Origin of the sequence: Falsibacillus albus, from assembly GCF_003668575.1 — a bacterium.
In the GTDB taxonomy this organism is placed as follows: domain Bacteria; phylum Bacillota; class Bacilli; order Bacillales; family DSM-25281; genus Falsibacillus; species Falsibacillus albus.
This window is the reverse complement of record NZ_RCVZ01000003.1, coordinates 344053-365237: the sequence shown is the minus strand read 5'-3', so window position 1 is coordinate 365237 and position 21185 is coordinate 344053. Positions and strand designations below refer to the sequence as shown.

19 protein-coding genes and 1 pseudogene are annotated in these 21185 nt (G+C 42.7%); all 20 read left to right on the top strand.

What is annotated here, in order from left to right; all coding sequences use genetic code 11:
- Positions 1–360 precede the first annotated feature (360 nt).
- The 20 genes and pseudogenes from D9X91_RS06750 (at position 361) to hpf (ending at position 20501) form a co-directional block, all read left to right on the top strand.
- Complete coding sequence (locus D9X91_RS06750; protein ID WP_121679814.1) at positions 361–852, top strand: flagellar protein FlgN; 492 nt, start codon at positions 361–363, stop codon at positions 850–852.
- Positions 853–887: 35 nt separating this feature from the next.
- Positions 888–2531, top strand: coding sequence for a flagellar hook-associated protein FlgK (flgK, locus tag D9X91_RS06745; RefSeq protein ID WP_121679813.1), 1644 nt, complete (start codon positions 888–890; stop codon positions 2529–2531).
- Positions 2532–2546: 15 nt separating this feature from the next.
- Entirely contained in the window at positions 2547–3455 is a 909-nt protein-coding gene (gene flgL / locus D9X91_RS06740) for a flagellar hook-associated protein FlgL (RefSeq protein ID WP_121679812.1), read from the top strand.
- Positions 3456–3520: 65 nt separating this feature from the next.
- Positions 3521–4081 carry a DUF6470 family protein gene (locus D9X91_RS06735; RefSeq protein WP_121679811.1) on the top strand — a complete coding sequence of 187 codons (561 nt, stop codon included), beginning with the start codon at positions 3521–3523 and terminating at the stop codon, positions 4079–4081.
- 20 nt (positions 4082–4101) lie between these two features.
- A complete protein-coding gene (gene fliW, locus D9X91_RS06730; protein ID WP_121679810.1) occupies positions 4102–4545 on the top strand; it encodes a flagellar assembly protein FliW in 444 nt (147 codons plus the stop codon).
- A gap of 4 nt (positions 4546–4549) precedes the next feature.
- On the top strand, positions 4550–4774 hold the full coding sequence (gene csrA, locus D9X91_RS06725) for a carbon storage regulator CsrA (RefSeq protein WP_121679809.1): 225 nt from the start codon (positions 4550–4552) through the stop codon (positions 4772–4774).
- A 151-nt stretch (positions 4775–4925) separates the two neighbouring features.
- Positions 4926–6170, top strand: coding sequence for a flagellin N-terminal helical domain-containing protein (locus D9X91_RS06720; protein ID WP_121679808.1), 1245 nt, complete (start codon positions 4926–4928; stop codon positions 6168–6170).
- A gap of 214 nt (positions 6171–6384) precedes the next feature.
- Positions 6385–9837, top strand: a complete 3453-nt coding sequence (locus D9X91_RS06715) for a flagellin N-terminal helical domain-containing protein (protein WP_121679807.1) — start codon at positions 6385–6387, stop codon at positions 9835–9837.
- 107 nt (positions 9838–9944) lie between these two features.
- Positions 9945–10298 carry a flagellar protein FlaG gene (flaG, locus tag D9X91_RS06710; RefSeq protein ID WP_121679806.1) on the top strand — a complete coding sequence of 118 codons (354 nt, stop codon included), beginning with the start codon at positions 9945–9947 and terminating at the stop codon, positions 10296–10298.
- A gap of 15 nt (positions 10299–10313) precedes the next feature.
- The gene (locus D9X91_RS06705; RefSeq protein WP_121679805.1) at positions 10314–11882 is read left to right on the top strand and encodes a flagellar hook-associated protein 2; all 1569 of its coding nucleotides are present in this window, start codon (positions 10314–10316) and stop codon (positions 11880–11882) included.
- Positions 11883–11918: 36 nt separating this feature from the next.
- Complete coding sequence (gene fliS, locus D9X91_RS06700) at positions 11919–12320, top strand: flagellar export chaperone FliS (protein ID WP_121679804.1); 402 nt, start codon at positions 11919–11921, stop codon at positions 12318–12320.
- Positions 12320–12667: a flagellar protein FliT gene (locus tag D9X91_RS06695; protein WP_121679803.1), complete on the top strand. Its 348-nt coding sequence runs from the start codon at positions 12320–12322 to the stop codon at positions 12665–12667. Before fliS ends, D9X91_RS06695 begins: the two co-directional genes overlap by 1 nt.
- A gap of 9 nt (positions 12668–12676) precedes the next feature.
- On the top strand, positions 12677–13060 hold the full coding sequence (locus D9X91_RS06690; RefSeq protein ID WP_121679802.1) for a hypothetical protein: 384 nt from the start codon (positions 12677–12679) through the stop codon (positions 13058–13060).
- A 339-nt stretch (positions 13061–13399) separates the two neighbouring features.
- Entirely contained in the window at positions 13400–14425 is a 1026-nt protein-coding gene (rfbB, locus tag D9X91_RS06685; RefSeq protein ID WP_121679801.1) for a dTDP-glucose 4,6-dehydratase, read from the top strand.
- Positions 14426–14429: 4 nt separating this feature from the next.
- Positions 14430–14987 carry an LbetaH domain-containing protein gene (locus D9X91_RS06680; RefSeq protein ID WP_121679800.1) on the top strand — a complete coding sequence of 186 codons (558 nt, stop codon included), beginning with the start codon at positions 14430–14432 and terminating at the stop codon, positions 14985–14987.
- Between the two features lie 18 nt (positions 14988–15005).
- Positions 15006–15738: pseudogene (locus D9X91_RS06675) on the top strand (sugar phosphate nucleotidyltransferase).
- A 31-nt stretch (positions 15739–15769) separates the two neighbouring features.
- Positions 15770–16243 carry a GNAT family N-acetyltransferase gene (locus tag D9X91_RS06670; protein WP_121679799.1) on the top strand — a complete coding sequence of 158 codons (474 nt, stop codon included), beginning with the start codon at positions 15770–15772 and terminating at the stop codon, positions 16241–16243.
- On the top strand, positions 16240–17376 hold the full coding sequence (rffA, locus tag D9X91_RS06665) for a dTDP-4-amino-4,6-dideoxygalactose transaminase (RefSeq protein WP_121679798.1): 1137 nt from the start codon (positions 16240–16242) through the stop codon (positions 17374–17376). The genes D9X91_RS06670 and rffA overlap by 4 nt, the downstream gene beginning before the upstream one ends.
- 207 nt (positions 17377–17583) lie before the next feature.
- Positions 17584–19773 (top strand): glycosyltransferase family 4 protein, encoded by a 2190-nt coding sequence (locus D9X91_RS06660; protein WP_121679797.1) that lies wholly within the window; start codon positions 17584–17586, stop codon positions 19771–19773.
- 161 nt (positions 19774–19934) lie between these two features.
- On the top strand, positions 19935–20501 hold the full coding sequence (hpf, locus tag D9X91_RS06655; protein ID WP_121679796.1) for a ribosome hibernation-promoting factor, HPF/YfiA family: 567 nt from the start codon (positions 19935–19937) through the stop codon (positions 20499–20501).
- Positions 20502–21185 lie beyond the last annotated feature (684 nt).

Here is a 21185-nt window from a genome sequence, read left to right as displayed (position 1 = left end):
TGCGACTCCGCCAGGAAAAGCGAAGACTACTCTGAAATTACAGAAATGTATAGCAGCAAAGACTTGATAAAAGTTAATTTCTAGAAAGTTTTATTTTTTAATAGGTTTCTTGTATATCTTTCATCACAATGTGTTGACTGGAGCGGAAGGTGCGAGACTCCGGAGGGATCAGCGAGACAGGTGAGACCCCACAGCGGAGCGAGGAGGCTCAACGCTCGCCCCTCGGAAAGCGAGCTTCCTGGAGCGGAAATTAAAATCCGTTATTCATATTTATACGTAAAAAGAACTAATTCTTTCAGTCTTATAAACTATACCGTCCGAATACCGATATAAAGTGTAGGTCTAAAAGGAGGATTCGCCATGTCCATACAACTGCAATTAATCGAGAGTCTTGAAAAGTTATCGGCACTGCACCAAAGCCTTTTGCATTTAGCCGAGAAGAAGACAGAAGTCATCAAAGTAGGGGACATTAGCGGCCTCAACGATCTTATAAAAGATGAACAAACCCATATAAAAGCGATTGAAATGATGAATGAACGAAGGCAGCATGCGGCAAATGCACTTCAGAAGCAGCATCAGCTGAAGGAAGCGACCATTTCAGCCATCATTCCAAAATTGGATGGACCTTTGCAGATGAAGGCTCATACTTTACAAAACAAGCTGACGGAGCAGCTGATTTCCTTGAAGGAAATCAACGAATTGAATCAACAGCTCCTTGAACAGTCCTTGCAATATGTATGGTTGAATCTGGATCTCATGACCGGAGACATCAACTCGTCAGGGTATTCAAAAACCCTTCACGAGGAATCGTCTCAATCGACAAATCATACCCTTTTTGAATCAAAAGCATAAATGTGTGACAAGCAAATCAGAGTGGAGGAAGGAACATGACATCTACTTTCATGGGGCTAGAAACCGCCAGACGCGGCATGATGACCCAGCAAAGCGCCCTTTACGTAACAGGACATAATATCGCCAATGCCAATACCCCTGGATATACGAGGCAGCGTGTCAATTTTACACAGACGGAACCGTATCCGGCAGCTGCAATGAATCGCCCGCAAATCCCCGGCCAGATGGGGACCGGTGTCGAAGCGGGATCAATCCAGCGGATTAGGGAAGGCTTTCTCGACCTTCAATACCGTGGTGAAAATAATAAACTAGGATACTGGCAATCGCGTGCAGACGGATTGAGCAAAATGGAAAATATCATGAATGAACCGAGCGAAGACGGTCTTTCCGCTGTTATGGGCCAATTTTGGCAATCTCTTCAGGACTTGAGCGTCAATCCTGAAAATGAAGGAACCCGCTCCGTCGTGTTGGAGAGGGGACAAGCGGTCGCAGACACGTTTCATTACCTGCATGACTCGTTATCCTCGATCCAGGACGATTTAGGGAACGAGGTCAGCGTCAGCCTGCGCGATATCAATTCAATCTTGAAGAAAATCGGTGATGTAAATAAACAGATTGGTGAGGTCGAGCCGCATGGATATCTGCCGAACGATCTATACGATGAACGCGATCAGCTCGTCGATCAGCTTTCGCAATATGTCGACATTAAGGTGACAAAGGTCAAATCGGAAGGGAAACCATCTGACATGGCAGAGGGCATCTATGATATTCAGCTGTTGGATGCCACTGGGAAGAGTACAGGAAAAACGCTTGTAAATGGATCAGACTATGTTCAGCTTGGATTCAAAGGAAGCGATAACAAGCTTGCCTATGATCCGACAGGAAACATTGGCGATAAAGACTTGAAGATGTTCAATTCGACTGGAGAGAAGCAAGTAGGGGAGCTGTCGCTGCTGAACAGCAATCAGGAGATGAGCTTCTCCCAAGGGAAGCTGCGCGGTTTGATTGAATCCTATGGTTACAAAACAACCGATGCAGGGGGAAATGAAGTCGACCACGGGACGTATACCGAAATGCTTGATAACCTGGATCAAATGGCATTCACTTTTGCGAATGTCTTTAACGCCATCCAAAAGAAGGGATACGGATTGAATGACAGCTCTACCCCTCCAGACTTCTTTAACATCCCTGCCGCTTTGACAAAGGACAACTATAAGGATGCTTCCAAGCTGATTGAAATGGCAGACATAAAGCCTGATCAAATTGCTGCCTCTTCTGTCCCTGGAGATGCAGGGGATGGTTCCAATGCCATCAACTTGAGCAATCTGCAGGGAATGGAGCTTTCCTCAACGTCTCAAAAGCTGGAAGGAACAACGGATACAATCGATTTGACTCAGTTGAGTGCGATCAAAAATGGATCGATGCAATCCTTCTATGAAGGGATGATCGGAAAGCTTGGCGTCGATGCACAGCAGGCCAATCGCCTCGAAAAGAACAGTGACACCCTCAGACAATCGGTGGACGAAAGCCGTCAATCGGTCAGCTCCGTCTCACTGGACGAGGAAATGACGAACATGATCAAATTCCAGCATGCCTATAACGCTGCTGCCAGAAATATCACCGTCATGGATGAAATGCTCGATAAAATCATCAACGGCATGGGTACCGTTGGAAGGTAAGCAGGTGACCATTAAATGAGAATCACACAAAATATGCTGTCGGCAAATATGCTGAAAAACTTAACGAATAGCTATGAAAACATGGGGAAATATCAGGATCAGCTCGCTACCGGCAAAAGGATCAACCGTCCATCAGACGATCCCGTCGTCGCCATGAAGGGGATTTCTTACCGGAACAATCTGCAGGAGGTCGAACAGTTTAAACGCAATTTCAGTGAAGCGTACAACTGGAACGAAAACTCGGACTCCTCCTTGGACAAAGCGACACAGGCACTTCAGCGGATCCGCGAATTGACCGTCCAAGCGAGCAACGACACGTATGATGCCTCGCAGCGTGACGGAATTAAGCAGGAGATCACTCAATTAAAGGAGCAGCTTGTCCAAATTGCCAATACGAAGTTTGGGGATAAATATTTGTTCAATGGAACGGACACAACAGAGCAGCCGGTTGATCTAACTACAACCCCACCGACTGTTTCCACGAACAACAACCCGGTGAAGATTGAACTTTCAAAAGGGGTCTATATTCAGGTCAATGCTGATCCTTCGAAGGTTTTCACACTGGACAACTCGACTACACCGCCTTCAGGACTTTTTGGCGACATCGACAACTTAATCAATAAACTGAGTGATCCCAATTCAACAGGGGATGACATCAATGCTGAACTAGGAAAATTGGATGGGCATCTTCAAAATGTTACGGACGCACGCTCGGAGCTTGGTGCACGTATGAACCGGATCCAACTGATGGAAAACCGCGTCGACGAACAGGAGGTTATCGCCAACAAAGTGATGTCCGATAATGAAGACGCCGACATTGAAAAAGTCATCACGAATCTAAAAGCAGAAGAAAGTGTCCAGCGAGCGGCATTAAGTGTCGGTGCTCGGATCATACAGCCATCGTTAATGGATTTTCTGCGATAGTAACATACTCTTTAAATCAAAAGCTATTCTCTAAGAATAGCTTTTCCAATTTGAGGTGATGAACCATGAGTGTCCCGCAAATAAGAATGCAATCACAGTCAGCAAAAATTTCTATTCAAAGCACTCCATCCGCTCAAACCATTGAACAGCCAAAAGCCGACATGGAGATTCATCAGGAAAATGCGAAATTGACAATGAGAACGACACCCTCCCAGCTGACAATCGACCAGTCCCAGGCGTGGGCAGATATGAATTTAAAAAGCGTATTAAGGTATATAAGTGACGAGGCCCAAAACGGCAGTCAAGCATGTTTGGAAAACATAGCCCAGACTTCACAGGAGGGCGATGAATTAATGAGAATCGAAAATGGGCGAGGTGCCCTGATAGCTCAGGCAGAAAGAAATAGTGAGCCTCCTCAATACGATTACAATATTGGGTTTATCCCTTCCAACTTTTCAGTAAAGGTTCATTTTCAACCAGGGCAAGTAAATATTGATGCCCAGTCTCAAAATGTAGACATAAACACACAAATCCATAAACCATTCATTAACTACCGACCAGGGAATGTAGAAATTGGATTAAGGCAAAAGGCCAATCTGCAAGTTGATTTTGTTAATATCCAATAAGAAGAAAAGGAATGTGAAAAATGAAGATTAATACAAAATATCATGGAGTAATGGAAATTGCCCAAGAAGAAGTCTGGTATTTCGTGAACGGCATTCCAGGTTTTTTAAATGAAAAGAAGTTCATCCTTCTTCCATTGGAAGACAATCCTTTGTTTCAAATTTTGCAATCCACAGAAACTACCGATCTAGCGTTTGTCTTGACCAATCCATTCTATTTTGAAAAGGACTACGATTTCAAGGTTGATCCCGGAACCTTGGATCAAATCTCTTTGAAGAATGAAAAAGATGTTGCCGTAATGGTTATTGTGACCGTAAAGGATCCTTTTGAAAAAAGTACTGCTAATCTTCAGGCTCCGATTATTTTTAACCTCGCCAACCAGCAGGCCAAGCAAATGATCCTCACACAGACGGAATACAATACGAAGCAGTACATATTCAAAAAGCTTCCAGCTTCGAAGGGGTGATCATATGCTCGTGCTGACAAGGAAAAATGGAGAAAGCATCAAAATCGGTGAGGAGATCGAAATCACAGTGGTCGGAATCAAAGGAGACCAAGTCAAAATCGGCATCAACGCTCCAAAGCACATTGAGGTTCACCGCAAGGAAATCTATTTGGAAATCGGTCAGGAAAATGAAGAGGCATCAACTGGAATCGCCAATCTCTTGAATATATTGCCGAAAACAGAAAAATAAGCAAAAAAATTCTCAAAAACTATTAAACCCCATCGAACGGTGTCGATATAACTACTGTAAGGAAATTCAGCAGGAGGCCTACTGTTGAACGACCACAAAATTTAACTGGTTCACAAGGAAGTGAACCCCAAATTCAAGGAGGAAAATAGTAATGAGAATTAATCACAATATTGCAGCACTTAACACTTATCGTCAATTGAATAGTGCATCTAATGCACAATCAAAATCCATGGAGAAATTATCTTCAGGACTTCGCATCAACCGTGCAGGCGACGATGCAGCTGGTTTAGCAATCTCGGAAAAGATGCGAGGGCAGATTCGTGGCTTGGATCAAGCATCCCGCAACTCTCAAGATGGAATTTCAATGATTCAAACTGCAGAAGGTGCATTAAACGAAACTCATAGCATCCTTCAACGTATGCGTGAATTGGCTGTTCAATCTTCCAATGATACCAACACTACTCAAGATCGTAAAAACATCCAAGATGAAATAACGCAACTTGGTGATGAAATTCAACGTATTGGTGACCAAACTGAGTTTAATACTAAGAAGCTTTTAAACGGTGATGCAGATGGTGCAACGACTTCTACAACACAAGTTTTAACTAATAACATGAATGCATCCAATGCTGATGGAACAACATTGGATAGTTTAGTTGATAAAGATGGAAATAATCTTGGACTTGCAAACGGTGACGTTGTCACAGCTACATGGTCCATAAATGGCTCACAGAAATCTTCTACTTTTACTGTTTCTGATATTACTTCTGATTCTTTAAGCAGTATAACCGATACACTTTCAGCTGTCGCTGGTGGTGGAGTGGCTTCTGTAGCAACAACAGCAGGTGCAATGGTAGTTACAGCAGCAAATGCAGGAACATCTGGACAAGTAAATGGTTTATCTTTCGAAGTGAAAAGTAGTGCTGGAGTACGCAAAGAAGCTGCTTCAAATGCACTTTCAAACTTTAGTACAACTACTACTGCTGAAAATGATCATGCAGATGGAAGTTCAAACTTTCAAATAGGCGCAAATACTGGTCAAACTTTGAACTTGTCTATTAAAGATATGAGGGCTGATACTTTAGGAGTAAGAAACCTTCAAGTGGGCACTGAAAGTCAATCAGCAACTGCAATTAAAGTAATCGATGAAGCTACACAAAAAGTGTCAGCTGAACGTTCAAAATTAGGTTCTGTACAAAACCGCTTAGAGCATACAATCAACAACTTGAACACTTCAAGCGAAAACTTAACAGCTGCTGAGTCTCGTATCCGTGACGTTGACATGGCGAAAGAAATGATGAATCAAACGAAGAACTCTATTCTTTCTCAAGCTGCTCAAGCTATGTTGGCTCAAGCTAACCAACAGCCACAAGGTGTTCTTCAATTGTTACGTTAATATTTGCTATAGAAAAGAGGGTTCCTTAGGGAATTCTCTTTTTTAGTTCTCTTACTTTTAACTGGAAAACACCATTAACATTTTCTGGTTTATTCCGATATTAATAATGTGACAAAATACTCCCTGAACATGGGAGTATTTTTATAGGCTCTTTAATTATTAAACAAAAATTAATAGACACCAGGAAACAGATAGAGAGGAGTGTAGGGGAAACATGTTAATCACAGGAACCGGATTGGATAAATTGTTAACGAATAAAATGAAGCGGACGGAAACGAAGTTGCAGAAAACGTTGGAAAAGCTGGCGACAGGGCAGCGGATTCGGATTGCTGCAGATGATTCATCTGGGTTGGCGATCAGCCAGAAAATGCGGGCGTTGGTACGGGGGAGCCACCAGGCCATCCGGAACGTTCAGGATGCTCATTCGTTGGCGCAGGTGGCAGATGGAGCTATGCAGGAGATTACCGGTATCATGCAGCGTATGCGTGAGCTCACCGTTCAAGCGATGAATGGAACGAATACAGAGGTAAATGGAAATTCATCTTCATTAACATCTGCTGATACCGTAGCCATCCAAAACGAAGTCGATCAATTAAAAATGAACTTGAGCGAAATTGTTCATCATACTACCTTCAATGGCATGAAAATTTTATCGAATAAAACACCAAGTGACTTTATTTATGAAAACCGCACTGCAGATAAAGTGATTCAACTCTCAAAGACATCTGAAACAAGTTTCGTTGATGTTAAAATGAATCATGTTGGCTATAACCGAATTACACCACCTGATATCCAAACGGATTATAATCCACAAATATTGAACCCATCCACTTCTACAATTACGGAAACTCCTGTATCCTATGTGGGAACGACGGTCGCTGATCATACCCCTCGATGGTCATCTGATGGGACTTCCATTCTCTTTTCCTCAAGCCGGGATGGCGGACAGTATGTAGTGCCATCAGATGGATCCTCGGATCCGGTGGAGAATATAGGTGTGCCAGGAGCAGGTCAGAAAATGGTAAGCGATAACGGTTTGATGAGACTTCGATTTTCGGGTTCATCCCTTTATTTAGATAAACGGTCTTCATCAACAAGTTCTTGGTCTAACTATCAGGTTTATACGTCTTATAATGGGAATGATGGCAGCGGGGGATTCAGTTTTTCGCCGATTGTCGATGGAAGCGGAAATACTTCCTTTGTATTTTCAGATGATGAAGGAAATATTCAAAAAGTAGATGTAAATCTCTTTACTAAAACTGTTTCAGGTAGTCCGGCGCCGGTGATACCGGAAACGGACACATTAAACTTACCGCCAACCAATAATTCGATGTCCCTGCCTGGAACACCAAATTTATATAATTTGAATACCTCAGATGCTTCTCTGACCATCCAAAAGGTAAATGATGATGGACCAAGGGTATTAACTTATTGGGATGGTTCGGGCTTGTCGCCATCTGGAGGCTATTACACAATCAGCGGAAGTAATGTGACGTTCTTCGGTGATGCGATCATTGGGAATGAAGGGAATGACGATGCCCAGGATTATTATTCTTTTTCCTTTAACTCAGACGGCTCTCAAAATGATGTCTTCACTACATCTATTCCAGCCGGCGCAGAGATTTATAATATGCATGGTGAGAATGGTCCGCGGTCATTAAAAATAACAGTAGGGGGTATCTCTGTTGGCCAAAGTCAATTGCTTGCTGCACGGCCTAGTGATGTAGAGGGTACGAATGGAGTATATGTTGATGCCACTTCGGGAAAAATTGAATTTTATGGGGATTTGCGACCGGCATACAATGAAAGTGTCTCAGTGGAATATTTGGACGATCATGATTCACGCAATGGCATTCCGACCTTTAATATCGCATCAGGGATTGATACTTACAATCTGACTGATTCGGATCTTACAGCAAATCGATCGATTCGGGTTTATGTAGGTGGAACAGAAATCGCTTACGATTCAACGAAAACGAATGGCTATACATATGAAAATGGAAAAATAAGCTTGTACGGAGATGCACGCCCGGATCTTGCCACCAACCCTTTGATCTCTATTGAATACATCAAGGATAATTCCAGTACATCAGATCAGGTGTATGGCATTAAATTAAACGACTTCCCTGAAATCTATTATTTAGGAAGCAATGTCTCACCAAGCTCCATCCGTGTTTATCGAAATTCAGGAGAAGAAATTTCCTATTCCAATGTGGATGGGTATCAATATAATCCTGCTACAAATACACTCGAACTATATGGTATGAGCCGTCCTGACGTAGGGGATCGCTATACCATTCAAATGATCGCTGCAAACGGTGATATTGATCGATTTGACGATAGAGTAGAGGTTCCTTTAACTCATGATCCTGAGACGTATGGTACAGGAAGTCCTTCTACCATGAAAGTGATTGTAGATGGGATTGAAATAAATTATGATTCAACGAAGAGCAACGGATTCTATTATAATAATGGAACAAATAAAATCGAGTTGTATGGGGATGCACGTCCTGATGCAGGGAATTATTCCAATCCAGATGTCGAAGTATATTATGTATATGAATCACCAGCTACAATCGTTGGTAATGATTCCTATGATTTCCGGCTGAATCCTTCTACATTGGATTACGGGGTATCAACACAAACCCAACCAAGGGCAATACGTGTTTATCAGAATGGAGTCGAAGTTCCATTCGATAAGGATGATGGATATACTTATGACACAGGCTCCCAAACCTTATCTTTGCATGGATCATATAGGCCGACAAAAGATGATAATACTGGCGATTTCCAAGTATATTCATTAACATCCAGTGCACTGAATGAATCGATTCCTCCGAATTCTTATGTAAATAAAGTATTGATAAATGGGCAAGAAATACAAAAATCGGTTTCATCCTCTAGTGACGGATACTATGTAAATGGGGAAAAGGTAGAGATTGTTGGCAATGCTAGACCTGATATTTCGAATGGAACTGGGTCGGTGTCCCTTCAAGTTCAATATTTTGATTCCATTGAAATTCCTTTAAACAACAATATGCCCAATCATTATTTTGATCCTTATTGCGAGCATGAAACGCCTATGGATTTAATGAACTCTGACATTGATCCAGACCAATTAACTGTTTCTATTGATGGAACTGAAATAAGCAAAGATAAGTTTATGTTGGAAAATAATAAAGTTGTTTTGAAACCTGAAGCTTTAACACTTAATTTAGGCAGCCATGATGTCAAAGTAGATTACCGAGCAAGGATAGGTTTAGGGTATGAACCAAATTCTTTTACCTACCAAGTTGGCGCAAATGCGGGCCAGAACTACAATGTTCAAATTTCTTCTTTTGATAATATGCTCCGTGAGACCAGCATTGTATGTGTTCGAAATCAAAAAGATGCAGAAAAAGGACTTGGAGTCATTGATCATGCTCTAGATTTTGTATTAAAGGAATTAGGTTGCGTTGGAGCAGTCGAGAATACGCTAGATCATATGGCAAAGATGTTATCCATTAATGAAGAAACGACTACCGCTTCCATGAGCAGGATTCAAGATGGAGATATTGCAAAGGGAGCAATGGAAATGGTGAAGCAGCAAATATTAAGCCAAGCGCAGCAAGCTATGGCTTCGCAGATTAAACAGTCTCAAGTACAAGTGTTGGAGCTTCTTAAATAATTGTCAAGGGTTTGAGGAAAATGATTTTCTCAACCCTTTTTTCTATTAAAACTAATGAAAAAGAGCCGATATAATAAATAGAACAATTATAAAAAGGGGATCGTGTAATGATTGAACGGTTGCAGGGGCAAACGCCCAATGTCGTGTTAAATTCAGGAACGGTTCAAAAAGAGACTACAGAATCTAAGGCAGCTGAACCGGTTCAATCACAGCAAGTTGATAGCAAACAAGAAGTCACAAAAGATAAATTAGAAAAAATCATCAATAGCATGAATGATTTTGTTTCAGCATCAAACACACATTTGAAATTTGAATTTCATGATAAGCTAAAGGAATATTATGTCACGATTGTTGATGATAAAACCCAAGAGGTCATTAAGGAAATCCCATCCAAAAAAATGCTGGATATGTATGCGGCGATGACGGAGTTCCTAGGGTTGATGGTGGATAAAAAGATATAAAGGAGCTGTTTTCACATGAGTACGTTGAGAATCAGCGGTTTGGCCAGCGGTATGGACATCGACCAAATGGTCAAAGATTTGATGAAAGCGGAAAAAATGCCGCTTGATAAGATGAACCAAAAGAAAACCTATTTGGAATGGCAGCGCGATGATTACCGCGATGTGAATAAATCTTTGTTTGATTTCAGCAATAATATTTTTGATGGCGTAATGAAGCAGAATACATTTATTCAAAAGACGATAAACACTTCGAATGAAAATGTAGCTTTCATTCGCAACCTAAGCTCTACCGGTGATTTTTCTGGAACATTGGATGTCGGTAGTATTGCTTCTGCAGCAACGATGCATAGCAGTAGTTCTATTCTCGATGCCAGCAGTGCTCCGATTGATCCAACAAAAAAGCTGAGTGATTATGGATTTACGGCTACTCAAACTATCAAAATCGATTCAATCGGAAGTGATGGGAAGCTAGACACTTCCAGTCAGGCATTAACGTTTGATCCAACTCAGGAAACGCTGAATAGTTTAATTAGCAAAATAAATAAGCAATTTGGTGTCAGCATGTTTTATGATAGCGGCACAAATACTGTAGCAATGACTGCAAAGAATACGGGAAACGCAAAGGATGCTTCCGGGAATGATGTTGCTGAAATTCAATTGACTGATTCAGCTGACTCCTTTTTGACAAATTTCTTACATTTGAATCTTACAAATGATGCTGCGAACGGAACAACAGATGCGAACGGTCAAGCATCGGGCACTAAAGGTGTAGATGCATCGTTTACCTTTAATGGGTTAAAAACGACGCGTTCAAGCAACACCTTTTCCATTAATGGAGTGGAATTCACGCTGAAAGAAGCAGGAACTACCAATTTTTCTTCCTCTCCAGACGTTGATAATATCTTGGACTCTATCACAAAATTTGTTGATGAATACAACAAGCTCATTGAAAATGTGAACGGAAAAATCGATGAGCGGAAAAATCGTGACTACCCTCCATTGACGACTGAGCAGAGGGATGCAATGTCTGATAAGGAAGCAGAGCTTTGGGATGAAAAGGCGAAACAAGGGACGCTTTATAACGATTCCGTCCTTTCAAGCGGTTTGAATCAAATGAGGAATGATTTCTATTCTCCGGTGAATGGGACTTCATCTACTTTTAGTCAATTAGCCCAAATCGGCATCACCACTTCGAGCAATTTTTTGGATAAAGGGAAGCTCGTCATTGATCCAGACAAGTTGAAGGAAGCCATTTCGAAGGATCCGAATGGAATCTACGAGCTGTTTGCCAAAGATGGGGCGACAACTAGTGATAAGGGAATTGCAAGAAGGCTTCGTGATACGATTCAAAAAACGATGGATGGAATCGAGCAAAAGGCTGGTAAGACATCCAGCGTCAATAATACATTTACTATCGGGCGAGATTTGAACAGCTTAACCGATCAAATAGACAGTTTCAATGACCGCATGAAAGATGTAGAAGACCGCTACTACCGCCAATTTACGGCGATGGAGCAGGCGATCCAAAAATCCAACCAGCAAGCCACCTATCTAATGAATCAGTTTGGCGGCGGCGGACAGTAATCATGAAATTTAAGCAAGAAATGAAGGAGTGTCAACATGGCAGTCAACAATCCATACCAAACGTACCAGAATAACTCGGTGAGTACGGCTTCCCCCGGGGAGCTGACGTTGATGTTATACAATGGATGCTTGAAGTTTATCAATCTGGCAAAACAGGCGATCAGCAAGAAAGAGGTTGAGGCGAAGAATACGAATATCCTGAAAGCGCAGAAGATCATCCAAGAGCTGATGGTGACCTTGAACACGGATGTAGAAGTGTCGCAAAACATGATGGCGCTCTATGATTATATGAATCGCCGATTAATCGAAGCGAATATTCAAAACGATATCTCCATCCTGGAAGAAGTCGAAGGTATGTGCACGGAGTTCCGCGATACGTGGAAGCAGGTCATCCAGTTCAATCGCCAGAAGCAGCATGCCACAGGTGGTCAGGCCTAATGAGTGCAGTTCTTGAGTGCTTTGCCGCAACGAAACGGCTGTATGAGCTGACAGTAGATGTGCCGGTAGACAAACGGGATGAAGCGATTCAAGAGATTGAAAGCTTGATTAATCAACGCGATCAGCTCCTGCCGTCCATCCAGCCGCCATTTTCTCCGGATGAAGAGAAAATGGGAAAGCAGATGGTGCGCTGGAACGAGGAAATCGGCAAGAACCTTGAATTAATCAAACGTTTGATTAAGAGAGATATCAACGGTTTGTCCAAGAAAAAGACGTCGGTCCGGCGCTATATGAATCCATATGAAAACTTGCAATTCGACGGGATGTTCTACGACAAGCGGAAATAGGTGAAATCATTGAATTTGACGGAAGAACAGCTGGACTTTTGCCAGCGCTATGCTGCTTTGATTGAAACGATCAACGAGGCACTGGACTACGTAGCAGCCAGCTTCACCGATTTTGAAAAGACCGAGGGCGACGTGGTGCTGCAAGATGTCATCGATGCTTTTGCACAAATTGCCCAGAGCCATGTCACCCTGGAAATATTGTTTCAAGAAGAAGAAAAAATGGTAGAGACGATTGAAGCATTCGTACTAGTGGTAAATGAAGCTTCCATGCTGGATGGCAACCTAGCGGATCCAACCCTAATGTGTTCGATCATAACCGAAGGCCTGACACCGACCTACCATAAGTGGAGCGAGAAGATGCAGAAAGAACTTCAGCCTTACATAGTAATTTAAGTTGAAACCACTGAATATTTGGTGGTTTTTTCAAGTTAACAAAGGATATTTTCAAATGATTTTGTATAAAAAATGTATTATTGAAGTAAGCCATTATTTATGTGGTTGATTGGAGCGGCAGGTGCGAGACTCCGGAGGGATCAGCGGGCATGGTGAGACCCCGCAGCGCAGCGAGGAGGCTCACCGACCGCCCCTCGGAAAGCGAGCATCCTGCAGCGGAAATCAACCCGCACGACCACCGTCTTAACGGTGGTTTTTTCTATCCCCAGACATAGCCCAAGTCCCAACAGAATAAGCTGATGAAAAGATCCTTATTTTCAGGAAAAGGGATGAAGCGGTATGGATCAAGGAGCGCTTGCTCGAACGATATTGGTTACTGGTGGGGCGGGGTTCATCGGCTCACATTTTATCCATTATTGGCTCGGCCGATATCCACATGATCACATTATAAATGTTGATAAACTTTCCTATGCGTCAAGCTTGGACTATTTGAAAGGGTTATCCCCAGATTCGCACACATTTGTCCATGCGGATTTAGCGAAAGAAAAAGTTATTCACAGGACGATGGAGCAGTATAAGCCCGACCATATCATCCATTTGGCGGCCGAATCGCATGTCGATCAATCGATCCAATCCCCTTGCAACTTTATTTCTTCCAATATCGTCGGCACGTTTCATTTGCTGGAGGAGGCAAGAAAGCTGTGGACAAAGGAAGGCCGGCTGGAAACCTCGCGTTTTGTTCACATATCAACAGATGAGGTTTATGGAAGCCTAACCAAAGATGATGATGCATTTTCAGAGGAATCTTCGCTTTTGCCGAATTCCCCTTATTCAGCGACCAAGGCGGCGAGCGACCATCTTGTCCGTGCTTACTGGAAAACGTATGGACTGCAGACGCTCACGACAAGATGCAGCAATAACTTCGGTCCCCATCAGCATGAAGAAAAATTCATCCCCAAGATCATCCACAATGCCCTGAATCATCAATCGATTCCGGTGTACGGGAACGGTGAACAGATCCGAGATTGGCTTTATGTCCTCGATCATTGCCGGGCGATTGATGCGGTTTTCCACAGAGGACAGGTGGGAGAGATATACAACATCGGGGCTCAAAATGAGCGGAGGAACCTTGATCTTGTATCGCTCATTTGCCACATACTCAATGAGATGAAACCTGATAAGGAATTAAAAGACTACAAAAAGTTGATCACCTTTGTCGAAGACCGGCCAGGGCATGATTTCCGCTATGCGATGAATGCCGACAAACTCAAGTCCGAGTTGAATTGGAAGCCGGATTATCCATTTGAATATGCACTCAAGTCGACAGTCCGACGGTACATAAAAATGATGGAAGAGAAGGAGTGATGTGATGGTTGTGGATAAGTCTTTATTGATATATGGGTCATATGGGCTTTCCGAAGTGGTCAGGCAGCTCGCAGTCGACACTGGATGGAAAATTGGAGGTGTCGTGACGGAATTAGAAAGAGATTTTGATTTGATCGAACTGATCCATAATGAATATCCTCCGGACTTATACGAGGTTGCGATTGCTCTAGGATACAGCAGTCTCAACGACAGAAAACAGGTGATGGCACAGCTTCATTCATCAGGTTATGATATGGCGACGCTTATCCATCCGAAAGCATATGTGTGCCAAACGGCCACGATACAAACCGGCGCAATCATCATGAACAGTGCAGTAGTTGATATGCATGCTTCCATCGGTGAAGGGGTCGTCATCTGGCCAGGGGTGGTCATCAATCATAACGCCAAAATCGAGGAAGGGACGTTTTTATCCCCCAACTCAACGATATGCGGTTATTGTACCGTTGGCAGGGATAGCTTCATCGGAGCAGGGGCGGTGGTGGTCGATCATCGCATCGTTCCGCCGGAGAGTTTGGTAAAGGCAGGAAGTGTTTTCAGTTGAAGATATGGAGGTGAGGTAGTGAAGGGCATCATTTTGGCTGGCGGAAAGGGGACTCGCCTCTATCCTCTAACGAAAATCACCAATAAGCATTTGCTCCCTGTCGGAAAAGAACCGATGATTTTCAATCCGATCAAGCAGCTTCGGTCTGCCGGGTTCGACGAAATATTAATCGTGACCAGCAAAGACCATATGGGCGAAATCGTCCGGCTGCTGGGAAGCGGCAAGGAATTCGGCTGTGAATTTACATTTAAGGTACAGGAAGAGGCGAAGGGGGTGGCTCATGCCCTTTCCCTTGCACATTCATTCACACGCGGGGAGAGGTGTGCGGTCATTTTGGGGGATAACATCGCCACTCACAGTATCCGTCCGTATGTGGATGAGTTCATGAAGCAGCCTTCAGGGGCAAAAGTGCTGCTCAGGAAAGTCAGCGACCCGGAACGATACGGGATTGCCGCATTGGATGAAAAAAAGGTCATCCAGATTGAAGAAAAGCCCAAACAGCCTAAAAGCAGGTACGCCGTCGTCGGCATTTATATGTACGATGAGCAGTTGTTTGATTTGATTAAGCAGATTAATCCATCCAAACGGGGGGAGCTTGAAATCACCTCAGTGAACAACTTATATATCGAAAAAAGGCGAGCTCAGCTATGGCATTTTGGCTGGAGAATGGACCGATGCCGGCACCTTCGAATCACTTAGACTGGCGAGTGAAATGCTCAATCGGGTAAACAACAAAATTTTGGATCGGTAATAGGCACTTGAATAGAAAGGATGGATGACGAATGTTCACCATTCGCAAACTCACTCCCCAAGATGTGGACCTCGTATACGAATTCTCAACAGAAGCCCAAACAAGAAAAATGTCTTTGAATCAGAACTCCATCCCTTATGCCTCCCATCTTGTTTGGTATGGTTCTTTTCTAAAATCGGCCAATGTCGGACTGATCGTGGAGGAACATGACATTCCAATTGCTTTTTTTCGTGTAGCGTCAGATGGGGAAGTCAGCATTACATTAAATAAAGATTACCGCTCCAAAGGTTTGTCGCACCTTATCGTCAATCAATCTATACATACATCGCGGGAATTCTTCACACCAGAGCTGTATATCGCCTTCATCCGCCCGGAAAATACGCCTTCCATCAAATGTTTTACAAAAGCCGGATTCAAGCAAAATGGCGAACAAATCGTCAGAGGGGTGAAGTGTTTAAGGTTCGAAAAAACATTTTATGACGCCGATGGGGAAGTGAGCGAATGATCCCGTTCCATAAACCGCTGGTAACCGGAATCGAGATGAATTATTTAAGGCAAGTGATTGAAACGAATAATCAATTCTCCGGAGACCATACCTTCACGAAAAAATGCAGCCAATGGTTTCAGCAAAATCTCTCCTGTCCAAAAGTCCTTCTCACGCCTTCTTGCACACATGCTCTTGAGATGGCTGCCATCCTCGCCAATATCGGACCGGACGATGAAGTCATCATGCCCTCCTATACCTTTGTGTCGACCGCCAATGCGTTTGTTCTCCGCGGCGCAAAAATCGTTTTCGTTGATATCCGAAAAGATACGATGAACATCGATGAACACCTATTGGAAGGAGCCGTGACGGAGAAAACAAAGGCGATTGCAGTCGTTCACTATGCGGGTGTCTCCTGCGAAATGGCTGCCGTTTTGAAAATAGCTGAAAAATACAATCTTCTAGTCATTGAGGATGCAGCGCAAGGGTTGATGAGTACGTATAAAGGGAAGGCGCTTGGGACGATCGGTGATCTCGGCTGCTTCAGCTTCCATGAAACGAAGAATTACCATTGCGGCGAAGGCGGGGCGCTTCTCATCAATCGCCAGGATTTGATTGAACGTGCCGAAATCATCCGGGAGAAAGGGACGAACCGTTCGAAATTTTTTCGCGGCCATGTCGACAAATATACGTGGGTCGATATTGGTTCATCTTATTTAATGAGTGAGTTGAACGCAGCATTTTTGTTCGCACAGCTCGAAGCGGCAAAAGAAGTGAACAAAGAAAGACTGTCGCTTTGGGAGCATTATCATGAGCGAATGTCGCCCTTGAAAAACAGCGGCTTAATCGAGCTCCCTCACATCCCGGAGGAGTGCCTGCATAATGCCCACATGTTCTATATCAAGCTCAAGGATATTGACGAAAGAACCCGTCTTATCGACTATTTGAAAAAGAATGGGGTGGGAGCAGTCTTCCATTACATTCCGCTACATTCCACTGAAATCGGAAAATCCGTTGGCAGATTTCACGGCCAGGATACCTTTACAACAACAGAAAGCGAGAGGCTGCTTCGGCTACCTATGTTTAATGGCCTCAATCGAGAAGAAATAAATACCGTCGTCCAGTCGATTCGGGGATTTTTTAATCAAGGTTGATCTCTAACATATTGTTTCTTGAAAAATTGATTGCCAAGCGGAAGGCGAATATTCTGTAGAGGGAATTTATGTGAAAACTTTGCTTTGGTAATAACAGATTTCCAGCTGTTGATTGGAGTGAAAGTCGTAGACTCCCGACCAGCCCGCAGAAAGCGAACAACCTGCAGCGGGAATCAACAATTTAATGAAAGAACAGGATGTGATTTGGTGGCAGCGAAAATCCTGCTTGTGTTAAAGCAAGAAGGAAGAAAAGACGCGAGACTGCAGAAGCTGGTCAGGACATTCAAAAAGAAAGGATTTCAACTGGAAAACGTCTCATTAAAGAATTTGAAATTCGATCAATTAGAAAATGTCCTCGAAAAAGTAAAGTCGAATCATAAAAAAGTAGAACGGATCTCACTCATATCCAACCATCGCCTGCTGCTTTGGGGATGGTTTCGTGCCTATAATTCGTTGATTGATGATTTTATATATGTGCCTGCCATAGAGGAAAAAGATACATTTCATCAGGAGCCGCTGAAAACATTGGCCAACCTGTATGAAATGGAAAAGGAAACAATCGTCGGTGACATATACGTAGACATCGATTTTGAGAATCAGCATTTGTTATTCCCGATGCTGCTGGTCAATTTCCGTTTTCAATACTTTTCGACGATGGGTGAATTTGATTGGGATGAGTCACCTAAGAAGGATCCAATTCTAAAAACTTATCAACTTGCAGGAACGACCTACTCATTCGGGAAAATAGGGATGGCCAACGAAACGATTGAATTGAATGATCAAAAACCGAAGCCGTTTGCCATGGATATGGATTTTATGAAGGCATTGGCAGCAAAGCCGGATTTATGCATGTATATTTGCATCAACGTCCTTAATATGCAAATACCTGCGAGCATGAAAGGGGAAGTACTGAATACGATTTTTTCCCTATTTCAAGAGACAACAGCGAAAGAAAGCATTTTTGGAGATTTGGAAAAATATCTTATGACCAGCAACCCCTCTTTTCCTGAAAGAGTCTATTTATTAGCATCCAGTCTCTTTTTAAAACATAAACCAAAGCTGTTGGAGCTGATCCATAAAACGATGCTCCAATCGCCAGAATATACGTCTTATCACTATCCTTTGTTGATGTCATCATTGGGCTTCATGACTTCATATGGCCTTGATAAATATGAGGATTTGTTCAATGACCAAATTCAGATTATGGAAAGAATCGTGACTTATTATAAAAGCCTGCTGCCGGAGCCTGTAATCCAAAAGAAGAAAAAAATTATTCTAGTGGTAAGTCAGCTTCTCAGTGTGAATCACTCTCCTACCTCTCTTGCGATTAATTATGCGATTTACTTAAAAAAAGCAAATCCCGAATATGGAATATCGATATTTGTCGATGATTTTTTTGCATACAGTCCAAATGAAGTGTTATTTCCAAATGCCTATCGGTCTGCATTATCAACACAACTGCAAAAAGAACATGAAAAAATGCTTGATGGCCATGAAGTCCATCTTCATTACTCAGATTCTTCGCTTCCTCGCGTAGATAGGCTGAAAAAGGACCTTATATTCATGGAAAATGAGGGACCGGAGCTCATCTGGAAGCTGGGAGCGAATTTTAGCTTGATTGGTGCGATTCTTTACGATCATGTCCCTGTCTTATCGACCACATTGGGCGGTGCTGAACCGATTCCGTACGCATATCTCTTTACAGGAGGAAATACAAAAGAAGAAATGGAAGATGAGTGGAAAAAACATAATGGTATTTCAAGCAAGTACAAGCAAATCACATACGGTCTGGATCTCCCTGGGCCAACAGCTGTTGAAGAACGGTCGAAATATGGATTGACGCCTGATGACTTTGCGCTGGCAACGGTGGGGAACCGGCTAGATGCCGAAATGACAGAGGAATTTATCTCTATCATGAACGACGTTCTGAAAAAGGATCATTCAATAAAATGGATGATCGTAGGGAAAGGAAGTTTCGGCGATCTACGAGATGCATGCAAAGATTTCATTCAAAATAAACAAATAATTTTTGTGGATTATCAACGTGACCTGCCCGGTTTTTATCAGCTATGTGATGCTTATGTGAATCCTTTTCGGCAAGGCGGAGGGATCAGCGGGGCGATGGCCATGAATGAAGGGCTGCCTGTCGTGACACTTAAAGGTCCGTACGATGTCACCATCTACACTGGTAATCATGCCGCTGTGGAAAAAGAAAAGTTTGGAGCTGAAATCGAAAGGTTATTCCTTGATCCGTCCTATCGGAAAGAGAAAGGCGAAGAAATGAAACAAAGAATCCAGGAACAATTCGGTTTTGATAAAGCAATCCAGGATATTATGGAATGCATCGAAATTGCAAAAAAAGAATTTGAAAATAAAAACAAGCAAAGTGAAGCATAATGAGTAAGGTGAAAATATTGCCATGTGCAATCCTGCCCTGTAATGTCAGGATTTGACGATATGTCCATTAATTTGACAAAATTTTTAGAAAGTTTAAGCAGGAATTAAAAGGGTAAACTCGAATATTATATACAAGCTTTTATTAAAGGAGGATTCCACATATGCTAACTTACAACATTCGAGGCGAAAACATTGAGGTAACTCCAGCAATCAGGGAATATCTTGAAAAGAAGATCAGTAAGCTTGAACGCTATTTCAACGATACTCCTGACGCTAATGTACATGTAAACTTGAAAGTGTATCAAGATAAAACAGCAAAAGTCGAGGTTACAATTCCAATGCCGCATTTAGTATTGCGTGCTGAAGAACATAATGACGACATGTATGCCGGAATTGACCTGATTGTCGATAAATTGGAGCGTCAAATCCGTAAACATAAAACGAAAGTGAACCGTAAATTCCGTGAAAAAGGCAGCCCTGGCGAATATTTCGCTGCAATGGAAGGGACAACGCAAGCCCCTGAAGTGAAGGAAGAAGACCCGGATATGGAAATTGTCCGTACTAAGCAGTTTGACCTGAAGCCGATGGACAGCGAAGAGGCCGTCCTGCAAATGAACCTCCTTGGCCATAGCTTCTTCATTTACACGGATGCCGATTCCATGGGAACGAACATCGTCTACAAACGCCGCGACGGCAAATACGGCTTGATCGAAACCCAGGCCGACTAATAAAAAAATTAAAGCAAACCTCCGCAGTGGATGCTGCGGAGGTTTTTATGTGCAGAATATTTGCGATTTCTTATAGAAAGTGTCGCTATTTCCCGGAAAATAGAATTTTAAAAAAGTGGAACAAAATTTTTGTCGGAACATTAATGATTGATAGGACATTTTCATTAATTGTTTTAGGTGTTTTAGAAGGCTAGAAAAGTAAAAATAAGGCTGTTTTCAAAGATTATTCTTTTAATAGTACTCTTGGAAATATTCATCTTATGGTGTTGATTGGAGCGGAAGGTGCGAGACTCCTCGAAAATGCATACTCATTTTCTTCGTGCGGTGTTAGTTCAAAGATGTGAATTCAATGTCCAGAGGGAGTAGCGGGACAGGTGAGACCCCTCAGCGCAGCGAGGATAGGGAAAATAGGATGTTCGATTAAGTTCGGCACATCGTGTGCCAACATCGAACGACCTCACTTCGTGTGAGGCTCCTCGGAAAGCGAGCATCCTGCAGCGGAAATCAACCGTCGTACGTTTACTTTTATGTAAACCTTACATGGACCCAATGTTATTAGCAATTCACTCTATCTCTTACAAAAATAGATAAAATTATTGTAAAATTAAAATTATTTTTACTATAATAGACATATCTTACATTTCGACAAACGAAAGATTTTCAAAGGAGGGGAATCAAATTGAA